General features: G+C 36.4%; 15 protein-coding genes and 1 tRNA gene. 15 read left to right on the top strand and 1 reads right to left on the bottom strand.

The window, feature by feature from the left end:
* The first annotated feature begins 24 nt into the window (after window positions 1–24).
* From EYY60_RS04245 to EYY60_RS04185, 13 genes are all read left to right on the top strand, one after another.
* The gene (locus tag EYY60_RS04245; RefSeq protein WP_132988153.1) at window positions 25–1587 is read left to right on the top strand and encodes a RagB/SusD family nutrient uptake outer membrane protein; all 1563 of its coding nucleotides are present in this window, start codon (window positions 25–27) and stop codon (window positions 1585–1587) included.
* Between the two features lie 194 nt (window positions 1588–1781).
* Entirely contained in the window at window positions 1782–2792 is a 1011-nt protein-coding gene (locus EYY60_RS04240) for an arabinan endo-1,5-alpha-L-arabinosidase (RefSeq protein WP_132988152.1), read from the top strand.
* Between the two features lie 60 nt (window positions 2793–2852).
* Window positions 2853–4400: an alpha-N-arabinofuranosidase gene (locus EYY60_RS04235; protein WP_132988151.1), complete on the top strand. Its 1548-nt coding sequence runs from the start codon at window positions 2853–2855 to the stop codon at window positions 4398–4400.
* Between the two features lie 11 nt (window positions 4401–4411).
* Window positions 4412–6037, top strand: coding sequence for an arabinan endo-1,5-alpha-L-arabinosidase (locus tag EYY60_RS04230; RefSeq protein ID WP_132988150.1), 1626 nt, complete (start codon window positions 4412–4414; stop codon window positions 6035–6037).
* A 200-nt stretch (window positions 6038–6237) separates the two neighbouring features.
* The gene (locus EYY60_RS04225; protein WP_132988149.1) at window positions 6238–7182 is read left to right on the top strand and encodes a glycoside hydrolase family 43 protein; all 945 of its coding nucleotides are present in this window, start codon (window positions 6238–6240) and stop codon (window positions 7180–7182) included.
* A 99-nt stretch (window positions 7183–7281) separates the two neighbouring features.
* Entirely contained in the window at window positions 7282–8262 is a 981-nt protein-coding gene (locus tag EYY60_RS04220) for an arabinan endo-1,5-alpha-L-arabinosidase (RefSeq protein ID WP_162847847.1), read from the top strand.
* A 14-nt stretch (window positions 8263–8276) separates the two neighbouring features.
* Window positions 8277–10265, top strand: a complete 1989-nt coding sequence (locus EYY60_RS04215; RefSeq protein ID WP_132988148.1) for a glycoside hydrolase family 127 protein — start codon at window positions 8277–8279, stop codon at window positions 10263–10265.
* Between the two features lie 223 nt (window positions 10266–10488).
* Window positions 10489–12474 carry an alpha-L-arabinofuranosidase C-terminal domain-containing protein gene (locus EYY60_RS04210; RefSeq protein ID WP_132988147.1) on the top strand — a complete coding sequence of 662 codons (1986 nt, stop codon included), beginning with the start codon at window positions 10489–10491 and terminating at the stop codon, window positions 12472–12474.
* 167 nt (window positions 12475–12641) lie between these two features.
* Window positions 12642–14333: a ribulokinase gene (locus EYY60_RS04205; RefSeq protein WP_132988146.1), complete on the top strand. Its 1692-nt coding sequence runs from the start codon at window positions 12642–12644 to the stop codon at window positions 14331–14333.
* Window positions 14317–15018, top strand: coding sequence for an L-ribulose-5-phosphate 4-epimerase (locus EYY60_RS04200; protein WP_132988145.1), 702 nt, complete (start codon window positions 14317–14319; stop codon window positions 15016–15018). The genes EYY60_RS04205 and EYY60_RS04200 overlap by 17 nt, the downstream gene beginning before the upstream one ends.
* A 136-nt stretch (window positions 15019–15154) precedes the next feature.
* Window positions 15155–16663, top strand: coding sequence for an L-arabinose isomerase (araA, locus tag EYY60_RS04195; protein WP_132988144.1), 1509 nt, complete (start codon window positions 15155–15157; stop codon window positions 16661–16663).
* 107 nt (window positions 16664–16770) lie between these two features.
* Complete coding sequence (locus tag EYY60_RS04190) at window positions 16771–17955, top strand: aldose epimerase family protein (RefSeq protein ID WP_132988143.1); 1185 nt, start codon at window positions 16771–16773, stop codon at window positions 17953–17955.
* A gap of 222 nt (window positions 17956–18177) precedes the next feature.
* Window positions 18178–18639, top strand: a complete 462-nt coding sequence (locus tag EYY60_RS04185; RefSeq protein ID WP_132988142.1) for an OsmC family protein — start codon at window positions 18178–18180, stop codon at window positions 18637–18639.
* A gap of 105 nt (window positions 18640–18744) precedes the next feature.
* Here EYY60_RS04185 and EYY60_RS04180 read toward each other — a convergent pair.
* Window positions 18745–18824 (bottom strand) — tRNA-Leu (locus tag EYY60_RS04180).
* 286 nt (window positions 18825–19110) lie between these two features.
* Between EYY60_RS04180 and EYY60_RS04175 the strand changes: the two genes are divergently transcribed.
* Both EYY60_RS04175 and EYY60_RS04170 read left to right on the top strand, forming a co-directional pair.
* Window positions 19111–20052, top strand: coding sequence for a ribose-phosphate pyrophosphokinase (locus EYY60_RS04175; RefSeq protein WP_012023211.1), 942 nt, complete (start codon window positions 19111–19113; stop codon window positions 20050–20052).
* A 126-nt stretch (window positions 20053–20178) separates the two neighbouring features.
* Complete coding sequence (locus EYY60_RS04170; RefSeq protein ID WP_026727205.1) at window positions 20179–20790, top strand: 50S ribosomal protein L25/general stress protein Ctc; 612 nt, start codon at window positions 20179–20181, stop codon at window positions 20788–20790.
* The last annotated feature ends 33 nt before the right edge of the window (window positions 20791–20823 follow it).

Genomic DNA, 20823 nt, shown 5'->3' with positions numbered 1-20823 from the left:
TCCTAACCATTAAAACGAATTAAAATGAAATATAAAGTATTTAATTATATAACAGTTTTCTTTTCATTGGCACTTGTAACCACAAGCTGCGTTGATAATGAAGACTTGAACCAAGTGGATCCTAACGTTGAAACTGCAGGTTCATTTTGGAAAACAGATCAAGATGCAATCGAAGGAGTAAACGCCGCTTATGGAAGTTTGCTTACTGATGGGACGTATATGAGAAGCACGCCTTTGCTTTTAGACTTAAAAGGTGATGATACTCGCAGTAATAGCCCTTGGGGAGCAATGTACAATGTAGGTCGTTTCAACTCAAACCCTACAGATCCTGCAATTTATGGATGGGCTTTTGAAACGTATTATCAAGGAATTTACCGTGCAAATCAAGTTTTGACAAATGTTCCAGAGATACAATTTGAAGATGCAGCGCTTAAAAACAGAATTTTAGGACAAGCTTATTTTTTAAGAGGTTTATATTTCTTCCACGCAGTAAACATGTTTAAAAATGTTCCGTTGCCAACAGAAATCAAACTTTACACTCCACAAAAAACAGAAGCTGAAGGATGGGCTCAAGTTATAGCTGATTTTAAAGCTGCTGCAGAATTGCTTCCAACATCCTACGATGCCATTACAGGAATTGATAAAGGTCAAAAAGGACGCGCTACAAAAGGAGCTGCTTTAGGATATTTAGGAAAAGCCTATTTGTTTACTAAAGATTTTGCAAATGCTAAAACAACATTCAAACAAGTAATTGATTTAGGAGTTTACTCTTTAGTTTCAAACTATCGTGACAACTTTACTACAGCAAATGAAAACAATTCTGAGTCTCTTTTTGAAGTACAATTCAGTAGAGATGCCGGTGGAGTTGACTTAGGATGGGGAGGTGCGCCAGCGTCAGGTTGGGGAAAAACATCTGCACGTGCAATTACGTATGCGCCAAGAGCTTTTGGATGGACAGACGTTCAACCTTCATGGGCATTATTTAATGAATATCAGCAAGAAAAAACAAAAACAAATGCTGTAGATCCTCGTTTAGATGCTACAATTTTCTATAACAAACCAGGCGGAATGCAATTATACGGCAAAGATTTTGCGACTTTTTACGCAACAAGTCCAGCCGATTTAAATGATTTATTCTGCAGAAAATATCAAAACTCAGATGGTCAATTTGCCGATGAATATGATTGGAGATCAGGAATCAACGAGCGTTTGTTAAGATATGCTGATATTTTATTGATGTATGCAGAATGTTTAAACGAAACAGGAGATACTCCGGGAGCTTACACTTACATTCAAATGGTAAGAAACAGAGTAAACTTGCCTGATTTAGCAACTGCAAAACCAGGAATGAATCAAGCTCAAATGAGAGATCAGATTGGTCACGAAAGATTCTTGGAATTCCCTCTTGAAGGACACCGTTTTGACGATATCCGTCGTTGGGGCTGGCTTCAGGATGCTACTAAATTGGCTTGGTTGAAATCAAGAGACGCTGAGTTTAATTCATATGCGCCAGGAAGAGAATATTTCCCAATTCCACAATTGGAAATGGATAACAATCCGGGAACAAAACAAAATGACAGTTATTAAAAATAGTTTGCAGTTTTCAGTCACAGTATCAACTGAGACCGAGACTGAAAACTGCGACTAAATAATGTTTTGAATTAGTTAGAATACCTAATATCATATGGCAGGTTAAAAAAAGCTGCCATGTGATATTATCTTTAAAAGAGAATGAGATTATAGAGAGATTAAATTATTAACATTTACTAAAATTATTACAAATGAAAACAATTACAAGTTTGGTTTTATTAGCATTATTATTAGGAAGTTGTCAAAATGAAGATACTATAATCCCTTCGAATGATGAGGCATCTGCAGTTGTAGAAACTCAAAATTCTCAGGTAAAAAATTTAACAGCAAAAACAGTTACAGGAACAGTTGCCTCACATGACCCCAGCACAATTGTAAAAAGCGGCGTCAATTATTATGTTTTCACAACAGGCGATAATATTCCGATGACATATTCAACAAATTTAACAAGTTGGACTTGGGGAACATCAGTGTTTTCATCAACGCCAAGCTGGATTGCAGGATATGTTCCAGGCTTTACCAAAACATTTTGGGCGCCAGATGTAGCTTGGTTTAACAATCGTTGGAACATGTATTATTCTTGCTCCACTTTTGGATCAGCGACTTCAGCCATTGGATTGGTAACTACACCGGCAATTTCTCAAAGCGCAGGAACAACTTGGACAGACAGAGGCGTTGTAGTTTCTTCTTCTTCAGCTTCAGATGTAAATGCAATAGATCCTTCAATTTTAGTTGACGGAAGTAATGTTTACATGGCTTATGGTTCTTGGCATGCCGGAATTGGAGTTGTTCCAATAAACGTTTCAACAGGAAAACCTAGTGCAACAAGAACAATCGTTGCTGGCGGAAACAGCGCATCTTGGGAAGCTCCTTGTTTGATCAAAGAAGGCAGTTACTATTATATGTTTGTAAACAGAGGTACTTGCTGTAACGGTGTTAATAGCACTTATTACATTGTAGTTGGACGCTCAACAAATGTATATGGACCTTATCTGGATAAAAACGGAGTAGCTTTAACAAATGGTGGAGGCACAACAGTTTTAGCAACTCAAGGAAACTATATAGGTCCTGGACATTTATCAAGAATTACCGGAACCCAAAAAGGATCTGTTCATTATTATGACGGAGCCGATAGCGGAAATCCAAAACTAGAAATTGTATATTTTACATGGTCATCAGGATGGCCTACACTTTCTTATTAATTTTAATATTTAGAGGAAAGTTCTTAAGAGCTTTCCTCTTTATAAACTTATAAAACCATTATGAAAAAAGCACTTTTAATCACATTTCTTATTACCCTTTGTAATCAAGTTAGTTTTGCCCAAAATCAAACCACAGTTGTAACTATAAAAAATAATCCTGATGCCCCGGTAATCAACAAAAACATTTATGGACATTTTGCCGAACATTTAGGACGCTGTATCTACGGCGGATTTTTTGTGGGAGACACTTCAAAAATACCAAATACGAAGGGGGTAAGAAATGATATTATTGCTGCTTTAAAAGATTTGAAAATTCCGAATTTAAGATGGCCTGGCGGTTGTTTTGCGGATACTTATCATTGGAAAGACGGTATTGGCCCACAAGAACAAAGACCAACTATTGTAAACAAATGGTGGGGAGGAGTTACTGAAGACAACAGTTTTGGAACTCATGATTTCCTGAATATGTGCGAATTGCTTGGTGCAGAACCTTATTTATCAGGAAATGTTGGAAGCGGAACCGTTCAGGAATTAGCGGATTGGGTGCAGTACACCAATTTTGGAGGTAAAAGCCCGATGAGCGACTTGCGTCAAAAAAACGGAAGAAAAGAACCTTGGAAAGTTAAATTCTGGGGAATTGGAAATGAAGCTTGGGGATGCGGTGGAAATATGACAGCAGAATACTATGCTGGAGAATATAGAAAATTTGCAACATTCATGTCGGATTGGGAAAACACCGGAGGATTAACACGCATCGCGTCAGGTTCAAACAGCGCTGATTACAATTGGACAGAAGTTTTAATGAAAAACATTCCAATCAATATGTTAGGAGGACTTGGAGTACATCATTATGCTGTAATCGAATGGGCTAAAAAAGGAGATGACAGAGACTTTACAGAAGAAGGTTATTTCAAAACAATGAAATCAGCCTTAAAAATGGAAGAGCTAGTTACAAAACATGCAGCTATCATGGACAAATACGATCCTCAGAAAAAAGTAGCTATGATAGTTGACGAATGGGGAGGCTGGTACGAAGTTGAAAAAGGAACAAATCCTGGATTTTTATATCAGCAAAATACGATGCGTGATGCTGTTTTGGCTGGATCAACGTTGAACATTTTCAATAATCATTCGGACAGAGTTCGTATGGCAAACTTGGCACAATGTGTAAATGTTTTGCAAGCAGTAATCTTAACAGACAAAGCAAAAATGATTACAACGCCAACGTATCACGTAATGAAAATGTACAGCGTTCATCAAGATGCTAAATTATTGCCGGTAAGTTTCACTTCTCCAAATTATACTTTTAACGGAGAAACACTTCCTGCAGTTTCAGCTTCGGCTTCAAAAGATAAAAACGGTGCAGTTCATATTTCTTTAGTAAATGTGGATGCAAAAAATAAAAACAAAATAGAAATCGATGTGAACGATCTTGGTGTTAAAACGTTTACTGGAATCGTGTTAACATCGGCGAAATTACAAGATTACAATTCATTTGATACGCCAAATAAAATTGTTCCAACAGTTTTTAAAGGTTTCGAAAACAAAAAAGGAAAACTTGAAATCACAATTCCTCCTTTCTCAGTTGTTGTTTTAGAAGGAAAATAAAAAATATAAAGATGAAAAAATCAAATTCCATTCTAAAAATAGCGCCGTATATCGGAATGTTTTTAGGTGCGTTATTGGTCTTTGGCTGTTCAAGCGACAGTCCTGACACACCTGTAACTCCAGATCCGCCTGTTGTGGTTGATCCACCAGTGGTTACGCCGGCTTTTCCGGGGCCAACTTATGCAGATAATTATACTTCAATTTCGAGTTGGGGAAATAGATCGCAATGGAATTTGGCCAACGTACATGATCCATCGGTAGAAAAATCTGGGGAATATTATTATATGTACCAAACGGATGCCTCTTACGGAAATGCACATGAAGGAAATGGACATTTTTTCTACAGAAGATCAAAAGATTTAATCAATTGGGAATTCATGGGATCTTCAATGACACAGGCTCCAGCTTGGGTAAAAGATTCTTTGAATAACAAAAGAGCCAGAATGAATCCGGCACTTCCTCCAATCACAAATCCGAGTTACGGATATTGGGCGCCGTGCGTTCGTAAAGTGGGGAATGTTTTCAGAATGTATTACAGCATTGTAGTTACGAATCCTATCACAGGAACAGATACAAATACGTCTTGGTCAGAGCGTGCTTTTATTGGTTTGGCTGAAACCACAGATTTAGCTTCAAATAATTGGGTTGACAAAGGAATGGTAGTTTGTTCAGAACCTGATGGCGTAAAAAGTTATGTTCGAAACGGAGGAAACGATTGGGACGCGTATTTTAAATTCAACGCCATTGACCCGAGTTTTATTCAGACTCCAGAAGGCGATCAATATTTAATTTATGGTTCTTGGCATTCTGGAATTGCAGCGTTAAAACTAAATCCAGCAACCGGAAAACCAGATAAATTAAAAACAATCGACGATTATGGAGTTAGAATTGCAGGACGCGGAAACGTGAGCACAAACCGCTGGCAAGCACTCGAAGGTCCGGAAATTATCTACAATCCAGATACTCAATATTATTATTTGTTTTTGGCTTATGACGAATTATCAGTTGCATACAATACTCGTGTAGCACGTTCAAAAAACATTCTCGGACCTTATTTGACAATCAGCGGAAGCAGTATCACAACTGGAGCGGAATGTTATCCGATGGTGACACATCCGTACCAATTTAAAAATCATACAGGTTGGGTGGGATTTTCGCATTGTGCGGTTTTTCAAAATCCAGATACAAAACAATGGTATTATGCTTCTCAAGCGCGTTTGCCTGAAGGTGTTGCCGGAATTGCAGTTTCAAATGCCGTTATGATAGGACATGTTCGCGCCATTCAATGGACAGAAGATGGCTGGCCAGTTGTTGAAGCGGAGCGTTATGCAGGAGTTCCAGCAACTACAATTACGGATGCCAATTTCGTAGGAACTTGGGAACAGATTACAATGAATTACCAATACAAAACCATGCAAAAAGCAGGAACAATTTATTTGACTGCCGATAAAAAAGTAAGCGGAGACGCAACAGGAACTTGGTCGTACGACAGCACTAAAAAAATCTTAACGGTAAACGGAGTAAAATGCAATGTCTCAGATTCTTGGGATTGGGAATTGTCAACCAGAAAAGTAACATTGAGTTATTCGGGTTATACAGCAGCCGGATTGCCTGTTTGGGGTAAAAAGATAAATTAGAAAATTAGAAAATTAGAAAATTAGAAAATTAGAAAATTAGAAAATTAGAAAATTAGAAAATTAGAAAATTACAATTTTTAAAATTCTAAAAAAAATCTGCTCAATCTGTGAGAGAAAAATTAAGCCACGAATTGCACAAATTTCCACAAATTTTAATTCGAGAAAATTTGTGTATTTCGTGGCAAAAAAACAAAACAACAATGAGGAACCTATTTATAAACTTGTCTTTTTTGCTTTTATCGATAGCAGGAACTGCGCAATCGATAAAATTCAATAATCCAATTATTAAGGATCAATATACCGGAGATCCTGCGGCATTGGTTTATAAGGACAAAGTGTATTTGTACGCCGGTCATGACGAAGCGCCAAACGATTTTAATTTTTATAAGATGAATGAATGGGTTGTTTATTCTTCTTCAGACATGAAAAAATGGGAATCGCATCCAGTTCCGTTAAAAGTAACCGATTTTAAATGGGCAAAAAGCGATGCGTGGGCTTCACAGGTAATTGAAAGAAATGGAAAGTTTTATTGGTATGTAACAGTTGAACACGGAACAATTCCGGGAAAAGCAATTGGTGTTGCGGTTTCAGACAGTCCAATTGGTCCTTTTAAAGATGCTTTAGGAAAAGCCTTGATTACAAATGATATGACCAAATATACCGATATAAGCTGGGACGACATCGACCCAACAGTTTATATTGATACTGATGGACAAGCGTATTTGTTTTGGGGAAATACCTCTTGTCATTACACCAAATTAAAAGAAAATATGACCGAAATAGATGGAGAAATTCATCATATAAAACTTCCAAATTATACAGAAGCACCATGGATTCACAAACATAATGATTGGTATTATTTGTCATATGCATATGAGTTTCCAGAGAAAATTGCCTACGCCATGAGCAAATCAATTACTGGTCCATGGGAATTCAAAGGAATTTTAAATGAGTTGGCAGGAAACAGCAACACAAATCATCAATCGATAATTGATTTTAAAGGACAGTCGTATTTCATTTATCACAACGGAGCGTCAATTCCACATGGAGGAAGTTTTAGAAGATCAGTTTGTGTAGACAAATTATATTATAACAAAGACGGAACAATGAAACGCGTTGTCATGACTTCTGAAGGAATTCAATAGTTTTCAGTCACAGTCGCAGTCGCAGTTTGCAGTTTTAACTTATATGATTTAAAAATAGTTTTCAGTTAGCCAAAACTTAAATTTACTTATATCACTTATATGGTTTACAAAAATATAAAACATGCATTTTCTGGTTTTTTGTTGCTGATTGCTTCAGTTTCATTTGCGCAGGAAATTGTAGTTCACGATCCAGTTGTCATTAAACAAAAAGACACTTATTATTTATTCTGCACCGGAAATGGAATCAGTGTTTTCAGTTCAAAAGATTTAAAAAAATGGGACAAACAACCTCAGGTTTTCAAAGAAAAACCCGTTTGGGCCGATGGCGTTGCAGCCGATTTTAAAAATCATATTTGGGCGCCGGATATTTCGTTTCATAACAATGTTTATTATCTGTATTATTCCGTTTCGGCTTTCGCCAAAAATACTTCGGCGATTGGCGTTGCGACCAATACGACTTTAGATCCAAACGATAAAAACTACAAATGGGTCGATCAGGGAATTGTGATTCAGTCACAGCCAAATCGAGATATGTGGAATGCCATTGACCCGAATTTAATCTTCGATGAAAACAATACGCCGTGGTTATCTTTCGGTTCTTTTTGGGAAGGATTAAAAATGGTAAAATTAAATCCCGATTTAAAATCGATTGCACAGCCACAGGAATGGCACACGATTTCAAAACGAAAAAGAACTTTCGAATTAGCCGATTCAGATCCCGGAGATGGCGCGCTTGAAGCTCCATTTATCTTTAAGAAAAACGGTTATTATTATCAATTTCTTTCTTGGGATTTATGCTGTCGCGGAGAAAAAAGCACCTACAAAGTTGTTGTTGGAAGATCTAAAAACGTAACCGGACCTTATGTCGATAAAGACGGAAAATTATTAACCGAAGGCGGTGGAAGTATCGTAGTTCAAGGCGATGAGAATTACTTTGGCGTAGGCCATAACAGCACTTACACGTTTGACGGCAAAGATTATATTTTCTATCACGCTTACGAAAAAAAGACTAACGGAACACCAAGATTAGTAGTCAAAGAAATGCAATGGGATGCTGATTTATGGCCGATTTTAAAATAGAATAATCAAATACAATGAAAAAATTTACCTTTCCAATTATTACCATTTTCCTCTCGCTTTTGATTTTGGTTTCGTGCAAAGAAACTAAAAACAATTCGGTACAACCATCTGATAAAACTTCGGTTTTAAAAGCAGGTTATCAAATAGAACCAGTCAACATTCAAAATGTAAAACTGAATGATTCTTTTTGGTTGCCAATTATCAAAAGAGTACAGGAAGTTACGATTGCTTATGCGATTCAAAAATGTAATGAAGAAGGTCGTTTTGAGAATTTCCTAATCGCAGGAAAGAAAAAAACAGGAACAGTTAGAGGCGAAATGCCTTTTGATGATACCGATGTTTACAAAATAATTGAAGGTGCTTCGAATACGTTAATTTCTGCTCCAAATCCGAAATTAGAAAGAGTTTTAGATTCATTGATTGCCATTGTAAAAATTGGTCAAGAAGCCGATGGTTATTTGACAACTTGGAGAACAATCAATCCTGCAAAACCGCCAGCAACATGGGTTCCGGTTATTGAAGGAAAACGTTGGGAATCGTTGCAAATCAGCCACGAATGCTACAACGCAGGACATTTGATCGAAGCCGCAGTGGTCCATTATGAAGCAACTGGAAAACGAAATTTCCTTGACATTGCCATCAAAAATGCCGATTTGTTTGTGAAAACATTTGGCGATGGTCCAGGTCAGGTAAAAGGAGTTCCAGGACATCAAATTATAGAAACGGGATTAATCAAATTATATCAAATTACAGGAAAAGAGGATTATCTAAAACTAGCGAAATACTTTTTAGACAATCGTGGTAATCCAAACAATCATAAATTATATGGCGAATATGCACAGGATCATATGCCGGTAATCCAGCAAAATGAAGTAGTTGGACATGCCGTGCGTGCGGTGTATATGTACGCAGGAATGACGGATATTGCGGCAATGACAAAAGACAAATCATATGAAAATGCCGTAAACACTTTATGGAATAATATGGTGAACAAAAAAATGTACATCACTGGCGGCATTGGTTCAAGACACGACGGCGAAGCTTTTGGAGCCAATTATGAACTTCCAAATTTAACCGCTTATAACGAAACCTGCGCAGCAATTGGTGACGTTTATTGGAATCACAGACTTCATAATTTATATGGAAAATCAGAGTATTTTGATGTGATTGAAAGAACAATGTACAACGGATTAATTTCGGGAATTTCATTGACAGGAAAAGAGTTTTTCTACCCAAATGCGCTTGAAGCCGATGGCGTTTATAAATCAAACAGAGGATCTTGCACGCGTCAGGCTTGGTTTGACTGTTCTTGTTGTCCTACGAATTTGATTCGTTTTATTCCGTCGATTCCGGGATTGATTTATTCCAAAACCAATAATGAATTATTTGTAAATTTATATGCCTCAAACAGCGCTTCTTTCAAATTAGGAAAAACAGATTTACAGATTTCACAACAAACCGGATATCCTTGGAACGGAAAAGTAGCAATTGCTGTTAATCCAAAAAAAGAAAGCCAATTTACCATTAAACTTCGCGTTCCGGGCTGGGCTAGAAATGAAGTTTTGCCGGGAGATTTATACGCCTATAAAAAAGCTTCGACTCAAAAAACTACTATTACTATAAATGGTGAAGCTGTTGCGATTCAGCCAGAAAATGGTTATTACAATGTAACAAGAACTTGGAAAAAAGGAGACAAAATCACTCTTAATTTCCCAATGGAAGTTCAGGAAGTTCAAACCAATTCAAAAGTTGAAACCAACAAAAACAAAGTTTCTTTAGAATACGGCCCAATCGTTTACGCGGTTGAAGAAATCGATAATAAAAACAATTTTGATCAAATCAATGTGGCTTCTGGAGATTCTTTCAAAGTAAAAAAAGAAGCTAATTTATTGAATGGTGTAAACGTAATCGAAAACGAAAAATTCAAAGCAATTCCATATTATTCTTGGTCAAACCGTGGCGTAGGAAAAATGAAGGTTTGGTTGGATTATAAAGGGAATTAAGTATTGAGAATTAAGTATTAAGAATATAGAATAGAGAGCGAAGAAGCAAGATTTAGCCAGAGATTGATGGATTAGAAAAGCTTTAAAAAGTTCCGAAGGAACGATTCATATTGTAGGGCCGGATTTCAATCCGGTTTAACGTAAGGAAATAAAGATAAACAAAAATAAAACCCGTTTTATCCGTGTCATCCGCGTGCCATAAAACACATTTAAATAAATAAAAATGAAGTCCAATTTAATTACAAAAATTACCCTTTGCGGTTTATTGCTGAGCGGCGTTTATGCATCGGCACAAAAAAATAATCTTCAAGTTGATGTTGCCAAAACAGTAACTAAAATTCAGCCAACGATGTATGGAGTGTTTTTTGAAGATATCAATTTTGCTGCAGATGGCGGATTGTATGCCGAAATGATCAAAAATAGATCTTTCGAATTTCAGTTTCCATTAATGGGATGGAATCAGCCAAAAAGCGATCGTCATAAATTAAACACCGAATCAGGAATTGCAAACGTGATTCAGTATTCTCAAAAAGGAACCAACCATAATTATTGCCGAGTTACGATTAATGATGCTTCAGGTTATGAGTTGATTAATGAAGGTTTCAGAGGAATGGGAATCAAGAAAGATTTAAAATACAATCTGACTTTAAAAGCTTCAAAAATTTCAGGAAATATTTCAAAAATCAAATTCCAATTTATTGACAAAAACAATAAAGTTTTAGGAGAAACTTCAGTTGTTCCGACATCAAATGATTGGTCAAATTATTCGGCTCAATTAACCTCTTCAGCAACAGAAGCCAAAGCCAAATTAAAAATCACTTTTGAAGGAAATGGCGTAATTGATTTAGATAATATTTCATTGTTTCCAGAAGATACGTGGGCAGGAAGAAAAAACGGACTTCGTAAGGATTTAGTGCAATTATTATACGATTTGAAACCAGGATTTTTGCGTTTTCCTGGAGGTTGTATTGTTGAAGGAAGAACTTTGGCAGAGCGTTACCAATGGAAAAAATCAGTAGGAAATGTTGAAGACAGAGAAACAGCAGTAAACCGTTGGAACATGGAATTTTCACACCGTCCGGCGCCAGATTATTTCCAAAGTTTTGGTTTAGGATTCTTTGAATATTTTCAACTTTCGGAAGATATTGGTGCTTCACCGCTTCCAATTTTAAGCTGTGGAATGGCGTGCCAATTCAATACGGGAGAATTAGTTCCAATGGATCAAATCGATCCTTATGTTCAGGACGCTTTAGATTTAATTGAATTTGCAAATGGCGGATCAGAAACCGTTTGGGGAAAACTTAGAACAGAAATGGGACATCCAAAACCATTCAATTTAAAATTCATTGGAGTTGGAAATGAGCAATGGGGACCTGATTATATTGAGCGTTTCAAAGTGTTTCAAAAAGCGATTAAAGCCAAATATCCAAACATCACGATCGTTTCTGGAACAGGACCTTTCCCTGATGGCGATTTTTACGATTACGGCATGAAAGAACTTAAAAAACTAAATGCTGAAATTGTTGACGAACATTATTATAAAGATCCAGCTTGGTTCCGTAAAAATGTAACGCGTTATGATAATTATGACCGTAAAGGACCGAAGATTTTTGCAGGAGAATATGCGGCTCAAAGCGTTGCGATTGCAAGTCCAGAAAACAAAAACAACTGGGAATGCGCTTTCTCTGAAGCGGCTTTTATGACCGGAATGGAGCGTAATGCTGAGGTTGTTCAGCTAACATCTTATGCACCTTTATTGGCTCACGTTGAAGGTTGGCAATGGACACCAGATATGATTTGGTTCAACAATTTACAGTCATACGGAACGCCAAATTATTATGTTCAGAAATTATTCTCTAATAATAAAGGAACCGATTTAATCAACATTACAAAAGATGGAAAAGCAATTACAGGCCAAAATGATTTGTTTGCATCGGCAGTAAAAGATGTGAATTCTAAAGAAGTGATTTTGAAAATTGTGAATGCAAATGCTGCTTCTCAAAATGTTTCAATTGATTTAAAAGGAGCAAAATTAGATTCAAAAGGAACAGCAATAATTTTAAAAGGAGACGGAATAAATGATGAAAATTCTTTTGAAGCCCCAACTAAAATTAGTCCGAAAGAAAGCGAATTTAAAGTAAGCGGCAACAAAGTTCAGTACGATTTTCCAGCTTATTCAGTAACAGTTTTGAAAATTAAGATGAAATAATCGCAACAGAATAAATGTAAAACAAACATTTATTTTCTGTTTTTGTCATAATTGCTTGTTTTGATGCATTATTTGTAAAAATTCAAAGCTCAATTTTTATTAAGTGTTTATTGTACACTTATAAATGAATTATAATTATATTTGTCATTATTTAAAATGAATTTCGAATGAAAAATTACGTTATAGGATTGGACTACGGAACAGATTCTGTTCGAGCGGTGCTTATCGATACTGAAAATGGGCAGGAATTGGCATCGAATGTTTCTCATTATAAAAGATGGAAAAACAAACAATATTGTGACGCATCTATAAATCAGTTTCGTCAGCATCCTTTGGATCATATTGAAGGATTAGAAATTACAATTCAAAATGTTGTAAAAGAAAGCAAAGTTGATCCGTCATTAGTTCGCGGAATTTGTATTGATACAACAGGATCTTCTCCAGTTCCAGTTACAAAAGACGGAACGCCATTAGCATTGACAAAAGGTTTTGAAGAAAACCCAAATGCAATGATGGTTTTATGGAAAGATCATACTTCGATTAATGAAGCAAACGAAATCAACGAACTTGCAGTAAGCTGGGGCGGAGAAGACGTTACAAAATATGTCGGCGGAATTTATTCATCAGAATGGTTTTGGGCAAAAATCCTTCACATTGCAAGACAAGACGAAGCGGTTAGAAATGCAGCACACACTTGGATGGAGCACTGCGATTTAATGACCTATTTATTAATTGAAGATAAAGATTTAAAAACCTTCAAAAGAAGCCGTTGTGCAGCAGGACACAAAGCCATGTGGCATACAGACTGGAACGGACTTCCTCCAGTTGAATTCTTAGAAAAACTGCATCCATATTTAGCGCAACTTCGTGGTAATTTATATGATGAAACCTATACGTCAGATTTAGTTGCTGGAAAATTAAGCAAAGAATGGGCAGATCGTTTAGGGCTTTCTACAGAAACAGTTGTGGCCGTTGGAACTTTCGACGCGCATTCTGGTGCAGTTGGAGCTAAAATCGAAGAGAATACTTTAGTTCGTGTTATGGGAACTTCAACTTGTGATATCCTAGTTGGTTCTTATGATGAAGTAGGAACAAAAACCGTTCGCGGCATCTGCGGTCAAGTTGATGGTTCTGTTATTCCAGGTTTTATTGGTCTTGAAGCAGGACAATCTGCTTTTGGAGATTTATTGGCTTGGTACAAAGAATTATTGATGTGGCCAACAGAACATTTATTAGAAGCTTCTTCTGTTTTAAATGATGCTCAAAAAGAACAATTGAGAGAAGAATTCAGCGATAAATTAATTGTAGAATTAACAAAAGAAGCGGAGAAAATTCCGGTTTCAGAAAGTCTTCCAATTGCTTTAGATTGGATTAATGGTAGAAGAACTCCAGATGCAAATCAGGAAGTAAAAAGCGCGATTTCAAACCTTTCTTTAGGAACAAAAGCGCCTCATATTTTTAAAGCTTTAGTAAATGCAATTTGTTTTGGAGCGAAGAAAATTGTAGATCGTTTTGAAGAAGAAGGTGTAAAAATCGACAGCGTTATCGGAATTGGTGGCGTTGCTCGTAAATCTCCTTTTATCATGCAGACTTTGGCCAATGTTTTAAACAAGCCAATTAAAATTGCAGCTTCAGACCAAACTCCGGCTTTAGGCGCAGCAATTTACGCAGCCGTTGCAGCCGGAATTTATCCAAATGTAATCGAAGCAAGCCAGAAAATCGGAAGTGATTTTGACGGAGAATATTTCCCTCAATTAGACAAAGTTGCAGCGTATAACAAACTGCTTATCGCTTACGAACAATTAAGTGTTTTTGCAGATCCAACTATTAAAATATCTCAAAATGAGTTCTCAGTATAAAGATTTAAAACAAGAATGTTACGAAGCAAATATGCAATTAAATGCATTGAATTTGGTTGTGTATACATTTGGAAACGTGAGCGCAGTGGACAGGAAAAATGGTGTTTTTGCCATTAAACCAAGTGGTGTTCCTTACGAAGATTTAAAACCGGAAGATATCGTAATTGTCGATTTTGATAATAATGTTATTGAAGGAACCATGCGTCCATCTTCAGATACAAAAACGCACGCTTATTTATATAAAAACTGGCCAAATATTGGAGGCGTTGCACATACACATGCAACGTATTCGGTTGCTTGGGCACAGGCACAGCAAGATATTCCAATTTTCGGAACCACACATGCCGATCATTTGACGGCTGATATTCCGTGTGCGCCCCCAATGGCGGATCATTTAATTGAAGGAAACTACGAACACAATACTGGGATTCAGATTTTAGATTGCTTCAAAGAAAAAAATCTTTCGTACGAAGAAGTAGAAATGATTTTGATTGGAAATCACGGTCCGTTTGCATGGGGAAAAAATGCTGCAAAAGCGGTTTACAACAGTAAAGTTCTAGAAGTGGTGGCAGAAATGGCATACTTGACTTTACAAATAAATCCGAACGCACCAAGATTAAAAGATTCATTAATTAAGAAACATTACAACCGTAAACACGGAAAAGATTCGTATTACGGACAGTAGTTATTTTAGATTTTAGAGTGCAGATTTTAGATTAAAGAAAATAGAATAAAGAACAAAGAGAAAAGATTTTCGGTAATAGTGGATTTTAGACAAAGAAAAACGATTTGACGATTAAACAAATAAACGATTAAACAACATGATAGATATATCTCAAAAAGAAGTATGGTTTGTAGTAGGAAGCCAGGAATTATACGGTGAAGAAACACTTAGAAAAGTAGCAGAACATTCGCAAATAATTGCAAAAGGATTAGATGCTTCGTCTTCAATTCCTGTAAAAGTGGTTTACAAAGATGTGGTGAAATCGCCTTCTCAGATTTTAGACGTTTGTTTGGCAGCAAATTCAGAGAAAAACTGTATAGGAATTATCGCTTGGATGCACACTTTCTCACCAGCAAAAATGTGGATTGGCGGTTTGAGTATTTTGAAAAAACCATTATGTCATTTACATACACAATACAATGCTGAAATTCCGTGGGGATCTATCGACATGGATTTCATGAACTTGAATCAATCGGCTCATGGAGATCGTGAATTTGGTTTCATCATGTCAAGAATGCGCAAAAAACGTAAAGTTGTTGTTGGGCATTGGGAAGACGAAAGAGTTCAGAAAAAATTAGGAATTTGGTCAAGAGTTGTTCTTGGTTGGGATGAACTTCAAAACCTAAAAGTAGCTCGTATTGGAGACAATATGCGTGAAGTTGCTGTTACAGAAGGCGATAAAGTTGAAGCTCAAATTCGTTTTGGCGTTTCGGTAAACGGATTCGATTCTTCTGATGTTACAAAACACATCGAAAAAGTAACCGACAAACAATTGGCTGATTTATTAGCAGTTTACGAACAATCATATAACTTAACTGATTCTTTAAAAGAAGGCGGGGCGCAAAGAAGTTCTTTAGCGGAAGCGGCAAAAATTGAATTAGGTTTAAGAGCTTTCCTTGAAGAAGGAGGTTTTGGCGCATTCACGGATACATTTGAAAACCTTGGCGTTTGGAAACAATTACCAGGAATCGCGACACAAAGATTAATGGCTGACGGTTATGGTTTTGGTGGAGAAGGAGACTGGAAAACCGCTGCAATGGTTAGAGCTTTAAAAGTGATGAATATTGGTTTAGAAGGCGGAACTTCTTTCATGGAAGATTATACGTATCACTTCACACCACAAAAATCATACGTTTTAGGATCGCATATGTTGGAAATTTGCCCTTCTATTGCTGATGGAAAACCTTCTTGCGAAGTGCATCCATTAGGAATTGGAGGAAAAGAAGATCCAGCTCGTTTGGTATTTAATTCGCCAGCTGGAGATGCAATCAATGTTTCTTTAGTTGATATGGGAACTCGTTTCCGTTTAATTGTAAACGAAGTTGAGGCAGTTAAACCAATGGCTGAATTACCAAAATTGCCAGTTGCGAGAGTTTTATGGGATTGTAAACCAAACCTTGATATCGCAGCAACAGCTTGGATTCTTGCTGGAGGAGCGCACCACACGGTTTATAGCCAATCATTGACAACTGAGTATATGGAAGATTTTGCTGATATTGCTGGAATCGAATTATTAGTAATTGATGAAAAAACTACAGTAAGAGATTTCAAAGATAAAATCAACGCAAACGAAGCCTATTATCATTTGTTTCAACACGGACTATAAATTAGTCAAAAGCCGAAAGTCATAAAGTCCGAAAGTTTTAGTTACTTTGAAGAAAAGACTTTATGACTTTTGACTTTAAGACTTTACTAACTAAAAAATAACCATTTATGAATGTATTAAAACGTTGTGTTTTCGGATTAAGCCTTTTGAGTTTGGCTGCAGTTTCAGTTCAATGTAAAGGTGATAAAAAAGCTGACACAGAAAAAGTTGCAACTGATGAAAAAGCATTAGTTTCAATTGAAAAATCAGAATACGGGACAACTGCAAAAGGAGAAAAAGTTGAAAGTTATAAACTGAAAAACCAAAATGGGATGGAAGTTGATATCATCACTTTTGGAGGAAGAATTACAGATTTGAAAGTGCCAAATAAAGAAGGTGTTTCTGAAAATGTAGTAATCGGATTTAATTCTTTGGCACAATATGAAAAAGAAAATCCGTTTTTCGGAGCCTTAATCGGAAGATACGGAAACCGAATTGCTAAAGGGAAATTTTCTTTAGATGGAAAAGAATATCAATTGGCAATCAACAATGCGCCAAATGCTTTGCATGGTGGACCGCAAGGGTTTTTTAATGTAGTTTGGAAAGCTGATGAGGTTAAATCTGGTGAAACAGCTTTTTTAAAATTGTCTTATGTAAGTAAAGATATGGAAGAAGGTTACCCAGGAACTTTAAAAGTTTTTGTGACTTATACCTTGACAAATGACAATCAGTTAGAGGTTTTGTATGAAGCAACTACAGACAAAAAGACGGTTGTTAACTTGACACAGCATTCTTATTTTAATTTATCTGGAGATTTTACAAAAACCATCTTAGATCACGAATTGACTTTAAATGCTGATAAATTAGTTCCGGTTGACGCAACTTTAATTCCGACAGGAAAATTAGACGATGTTGCTGGAACGCCTTTCGATTTCAGACAACCAAAATTAATTGGAAAAGACATCAATGCTAAAAATGATCAGTTAGAAAAAGGAAAAGGTTACGATCACTGCTGGGTGTTAAACAATCCTGAAAAAGGAAAAACAATTATTGCAAAAGTATACCACGCAGCAAGCGGAAGAGTTATGGAAATGACAACAGACGAACCTGGAATTCAGTTTTACTCAGGAAATTTCCTTGATGGAACTTTACCAACGCGCAATGGCGGAACTTACGCGCACAGAACAGGATTATGTCTAGAAACAGAACATTATCCAGATTCACCAAACCAGAAAAACTTCCCAACAACGGTTTTAAACCCAGGAGAAAATTATAAAACAAAAACTACATTCAAGTTTTCTGTTCAAAAATAATCTTTAGAATTTGTTTAGTTAGTTCTAATTCTCTGAAAAACCTCGAAAGTATTAAGCTTTCGAGGTTTTTTGTTTTAAGCCCGTTTTTTAATTAAAGTGAATTTTTTTGAATCTCGCAAAGTCGCGAAGACGCAAAGTTTTTATTTTCTTTGTAACTCTGCGACTTTGTGAGATTAATTTATCTGCAACATAAAAAACTTAACTTAGCAATAAAAAGGCAAAATGAAACATTTATTCAAAGCAAAGCTAAATTGGACTTCCAAACAAAATCCAACTGAATCATCAAAAAGATTCTACAACAAAACCCATCAAATCAAAATTGAAGGAAAGCCAGCTCTAGATATTTCAGCCGCAAAAGCCTTCAAAGGTGATCCAGAATTATACAATCCCGAAGATTTGTTGTTAAGCAGTTTGGTTTCCTGCCACATGATGTCCTATTTATATGTCTGCTCCCAAAACGGAATAGAAGTCCTTGAATATTCAGACAATGCTGAAGCAACATTAGAAGTAAACCCAGACGGAAGCGGGCGTTTTGTTGAGGTTAGATTATTTCCGAAAGTAAAACTCTCAAATCCTGATAAAATTCAATTGGCTTTAGAACTGCATCACAAAGCAAATCAATTGTGTTTTATTGCTAATTCTTGCAATTTTCCGGTTTTGCACGAGGTGAGTTGTGAAGTTTAAGATAAACATAGCCAGTGGTTTCAACCACTGGAACGCAATATATTCTATTAATATTGGAGTAGTATAAAACCAAAAAAACCTCTTCCGTTAAGAAGAGGTTTTAAGTACCCGGAGCCGGAGTCGAACCGGCACGGTTTCCCACAGGTGTTTGAGACCAGCGCGTCTACCAATTCCGCCATCCGGGCTTAGCAGACGAAAAAATAATCAAAAGCGATTATTTTAACGCAATAGAACGAAGTCATAAATGATGTCGTTCCTTTAACACGGTGCAAATGTAAAAAATAAATTTAAACATTCTAATAAAAATACTTAATTTTTTGCTTTCAGTGTTCAATAAATTTTATAAATTTGCAGCTCGTTAAAACGACGCACACACAACTAACTACAACCGAGGCAAATACATCATCTGGCTAAAACAAAAAAAAATTAGCTCAATTGACGGAAAGTCGCGGAATAAAACAACAAATTATAATGTCGCACCTAGAACCAGAAGCTAAAATTTTTGCTTGTTCACAAAGTGTTTATCTTGCAGAAAAAATTGCAGAGCAGTACGGAATTCCGTTAGGAAAAGTAACGATGTCAACGTATAGTGATGGAGAATTTCAGCCATCTTACGAAGAGTCAATTAGAGGTTTACGAGTGTTCATCGTATGTTCAACTTTCCCATCGGCAGATAATTTGATGGAATTGTTATTAATGATTGATGCTGCAAAACGCGCATCAGCAAGACATATTACAGCTGTTATGCCTTATTTTGGTTGGGCAAGACAGGACAGAAAAGACAAACCAAGAGTGCCGATTGGAGCTAAGTTAGTAGCAAATTTACTAACAGCTGCAGGAGCAACAAGAATCATGACAATGGATCTGCATGCAGACCAAATTCAAGGATTCTTTGAAAAACCAGTAGATCATTTATTTGCATCTACAATCTTTTTGCCTTACGTGCAAAGTTTGAATTTAGAAAATTTGACCATTGCATCTCCAGATATGGGAGGTTCAAAAAGAGCATATGCTTACTCTAAGTTTTTAGAATCAGATGTAGTAATCTGTTACAAACAAAGAAAAGCAGCCAACGTTATCGACACTATGGAATTGATTGGTGAAGTAAAAGGTCGTAACGTAATCTTAGTAGACGATATGATCGATACAGGAGGAACTTTAGCAAAAGCTGCAGACCTAATGATCGAAAAAGGAGCACTAAGTGTAAGAGCAATTTGTACACACGCTATTTTATCTGGTGGTGCGTATGAGAAAATTGAAAATTCGAAATTAACAGAATTGATCGTAACTGATTCTATTCCGTTAAAGAAACATTCAGACAAAATTAGAGTAGTGAGTTGTGCACCTCTTTTTGCAGAAGTTATGCACATGGTGCACCACAACAATTCCATTAGTGGAAAATTCATTATGTAGAATCAGTAGGCTGTAGGCTTTTAGCCGTAAGCTTAGTTTCGCATTTTAAAAAGCCTAAAGCTTAAAGCGTATTGCCTAAAGCCATAGCAAATTAGAATATTTATTTAATAACTATATTTTTTTACAATGAAATCGATTACAATTAAAGGATCAGAAAGAGAAAGCGTGGGCAAAGTGTCAACTAAAGCCTTACGTAATGCTGGAGCGGTTCCTTGCGTGTTATACGGAGGAAATCAAGCAGTACACTTCTCAGCAGACGCTGCAGCGTTCAAAAACTTGGTTTACACTCCAAACGCACACACAGTTGTGATTGAGCTTGGAAAAGGAAAATCATTCAATGCAATTTTGCAAGATATCCAAGTTCACCCAGTTACTGACAAAATTTTACACATTGACTTCTTCCAATTATTTGATGATAAAGAAATCACAATGGAAGTTCCAGTTAAAATCGTTGGTACATCTAAAGGTGTTCTTGCGGGAGGTGTTTTACGTTTGAACCAACGTAAATTAAAAGTTAAAGCTTTACCAGCAAATCTTCCTGATTTCGTTGAAGCTGACATCACTCCACTTGAAATGGGTAACAAATTATACGTTACTAAAGTTGGAAAACCAGAGTACAAAATTATGCACCCAGACAACACAGTTGTTTGTCAAGTGAGAATCTCTCGTGCTGCTATGAAAGCTGCTCAAGAAGCTGCAAAAGCTGCAAAAGCTCCTGCAAAAGGAAAGAAAAAGTAATTTTTTTCAAACTATACAAAAAGCCTCAATCTT

Origin of the sequence: Flavobacterium zhairuonense (genome assembly GCF_004352915.1) — a bacterium.
Lineage (GTDB): Bacteria > Bacteroidota > Bacteroidia > Flavobacteriales > Flavobacteriaceae > Flavobacterium > Flavobacterium zhairuonense.
This window is presented reverse-complemented; position numbering and strand designations above follow the sequence as displayed.

Bases quoted from the DNA above. Each gene is read 5' to 3' on its own strand.
- EYY60_RS04230 (WP_132988150.1), top strand. From the start codon at position 4,412: ATGAAAAAATCAAATTCCATTCTAAAAATAGCGCCGTATATCGGAATG.
- EYY60_RS04240 (WP_132988152.1), top strand. From the start codon at position 1,782: ATGAAAACAATTACAAGTTTGGTTTTATTAGCATTATTATTAGGAAGT.
- EYY60_RS04200 (WP_132988145.1), top strand. From the start codon at position 14,317: ATGAGTTCTCAGTATAAAGATTTAAAACAAGAATGTTACGAAGCAAAT.
- EYY60_RS04245 (WP_132988153.1), top strand. From the start codon at position 25: ATGAAATATAAAGTATTTAATTATATAACAGTTTTCTTTTCATTGGCA.
- EYY60_RS04225 (WP_132988149.1), top strand. From the start codon at position 6,238: ATGAGGAACCTATTTATAAACTTGTCTTTTTTGCTTTTATCGATAGCA.
- EYY60_RS04175 (WP_012023211.1), top strand. From the start codon at position 19,111: ATGTCGCACCTAGAACCAGAAGCTAAAATTTTTGCTTGTTCACAAAGT.
- EYY60_RS04235 (WP_132988151.1), top strand. From the start codon at position 2,853: ATGAAAAAAGCACTTTTAATCACATTTCTTATTACCCTTTGTAATCAA.
- EYY60_RS04205 (WP_132988146.1), top strand. From the start codon at position 12,642: ATGAAAAATTACGTTATAGGATTGGACTACGGAACAGATTCTGTTCGA.
- EYY60_RS04215 (WP_132988148.1), top strand. From the start codon at position 8,277: ATGAAAAAATTTACCTTTCCAATTATTACCATTTTCCTCTCGCTTTTG.
- EYY60_RS04170 (WP_026727205.1), top strand. From the start codon at position 20,179: ATGAAATCGATTACAATTAAAGGATCAGAAAGAGAAAGCGTGGGCAAA.
- EYY60_RS04220 (WP_162847847.1), top strand. From the start codon at position 7,282: ATGGTTTACAAAAATATAAAACATGCATTTTCTGGTTTTTTGTTGCTG.
- araA (WP_132988144.1), top strand. From the start codon at position 15,155: ATGATAGATATATCTCAAAAAGAAGTATGGTTTGTAGTAGGAAGCCAG.
- EYY60_RS04210 (WP_132988147.1), top strand. From the start codon at position 10,489: ATGAAGTCCAATTTAATTACAAAAATTACCCTTTGCGGTTTATTGCTG.
- EYY60_RS04190 (WP_132988143.1), top strand. From the start codon at position 16,771: ATGAATGTATTAAAACGTTGTGTTTTCGGATTAAGCCTTTTGAGTTTG.
- EYY60_RS04185 (WP_132988142.1), top strand. From the start codon at position 18,178: ATGAAACATTTATTCAAAGCAAAGCTAAATTGGACTTCCAAACAAAAT.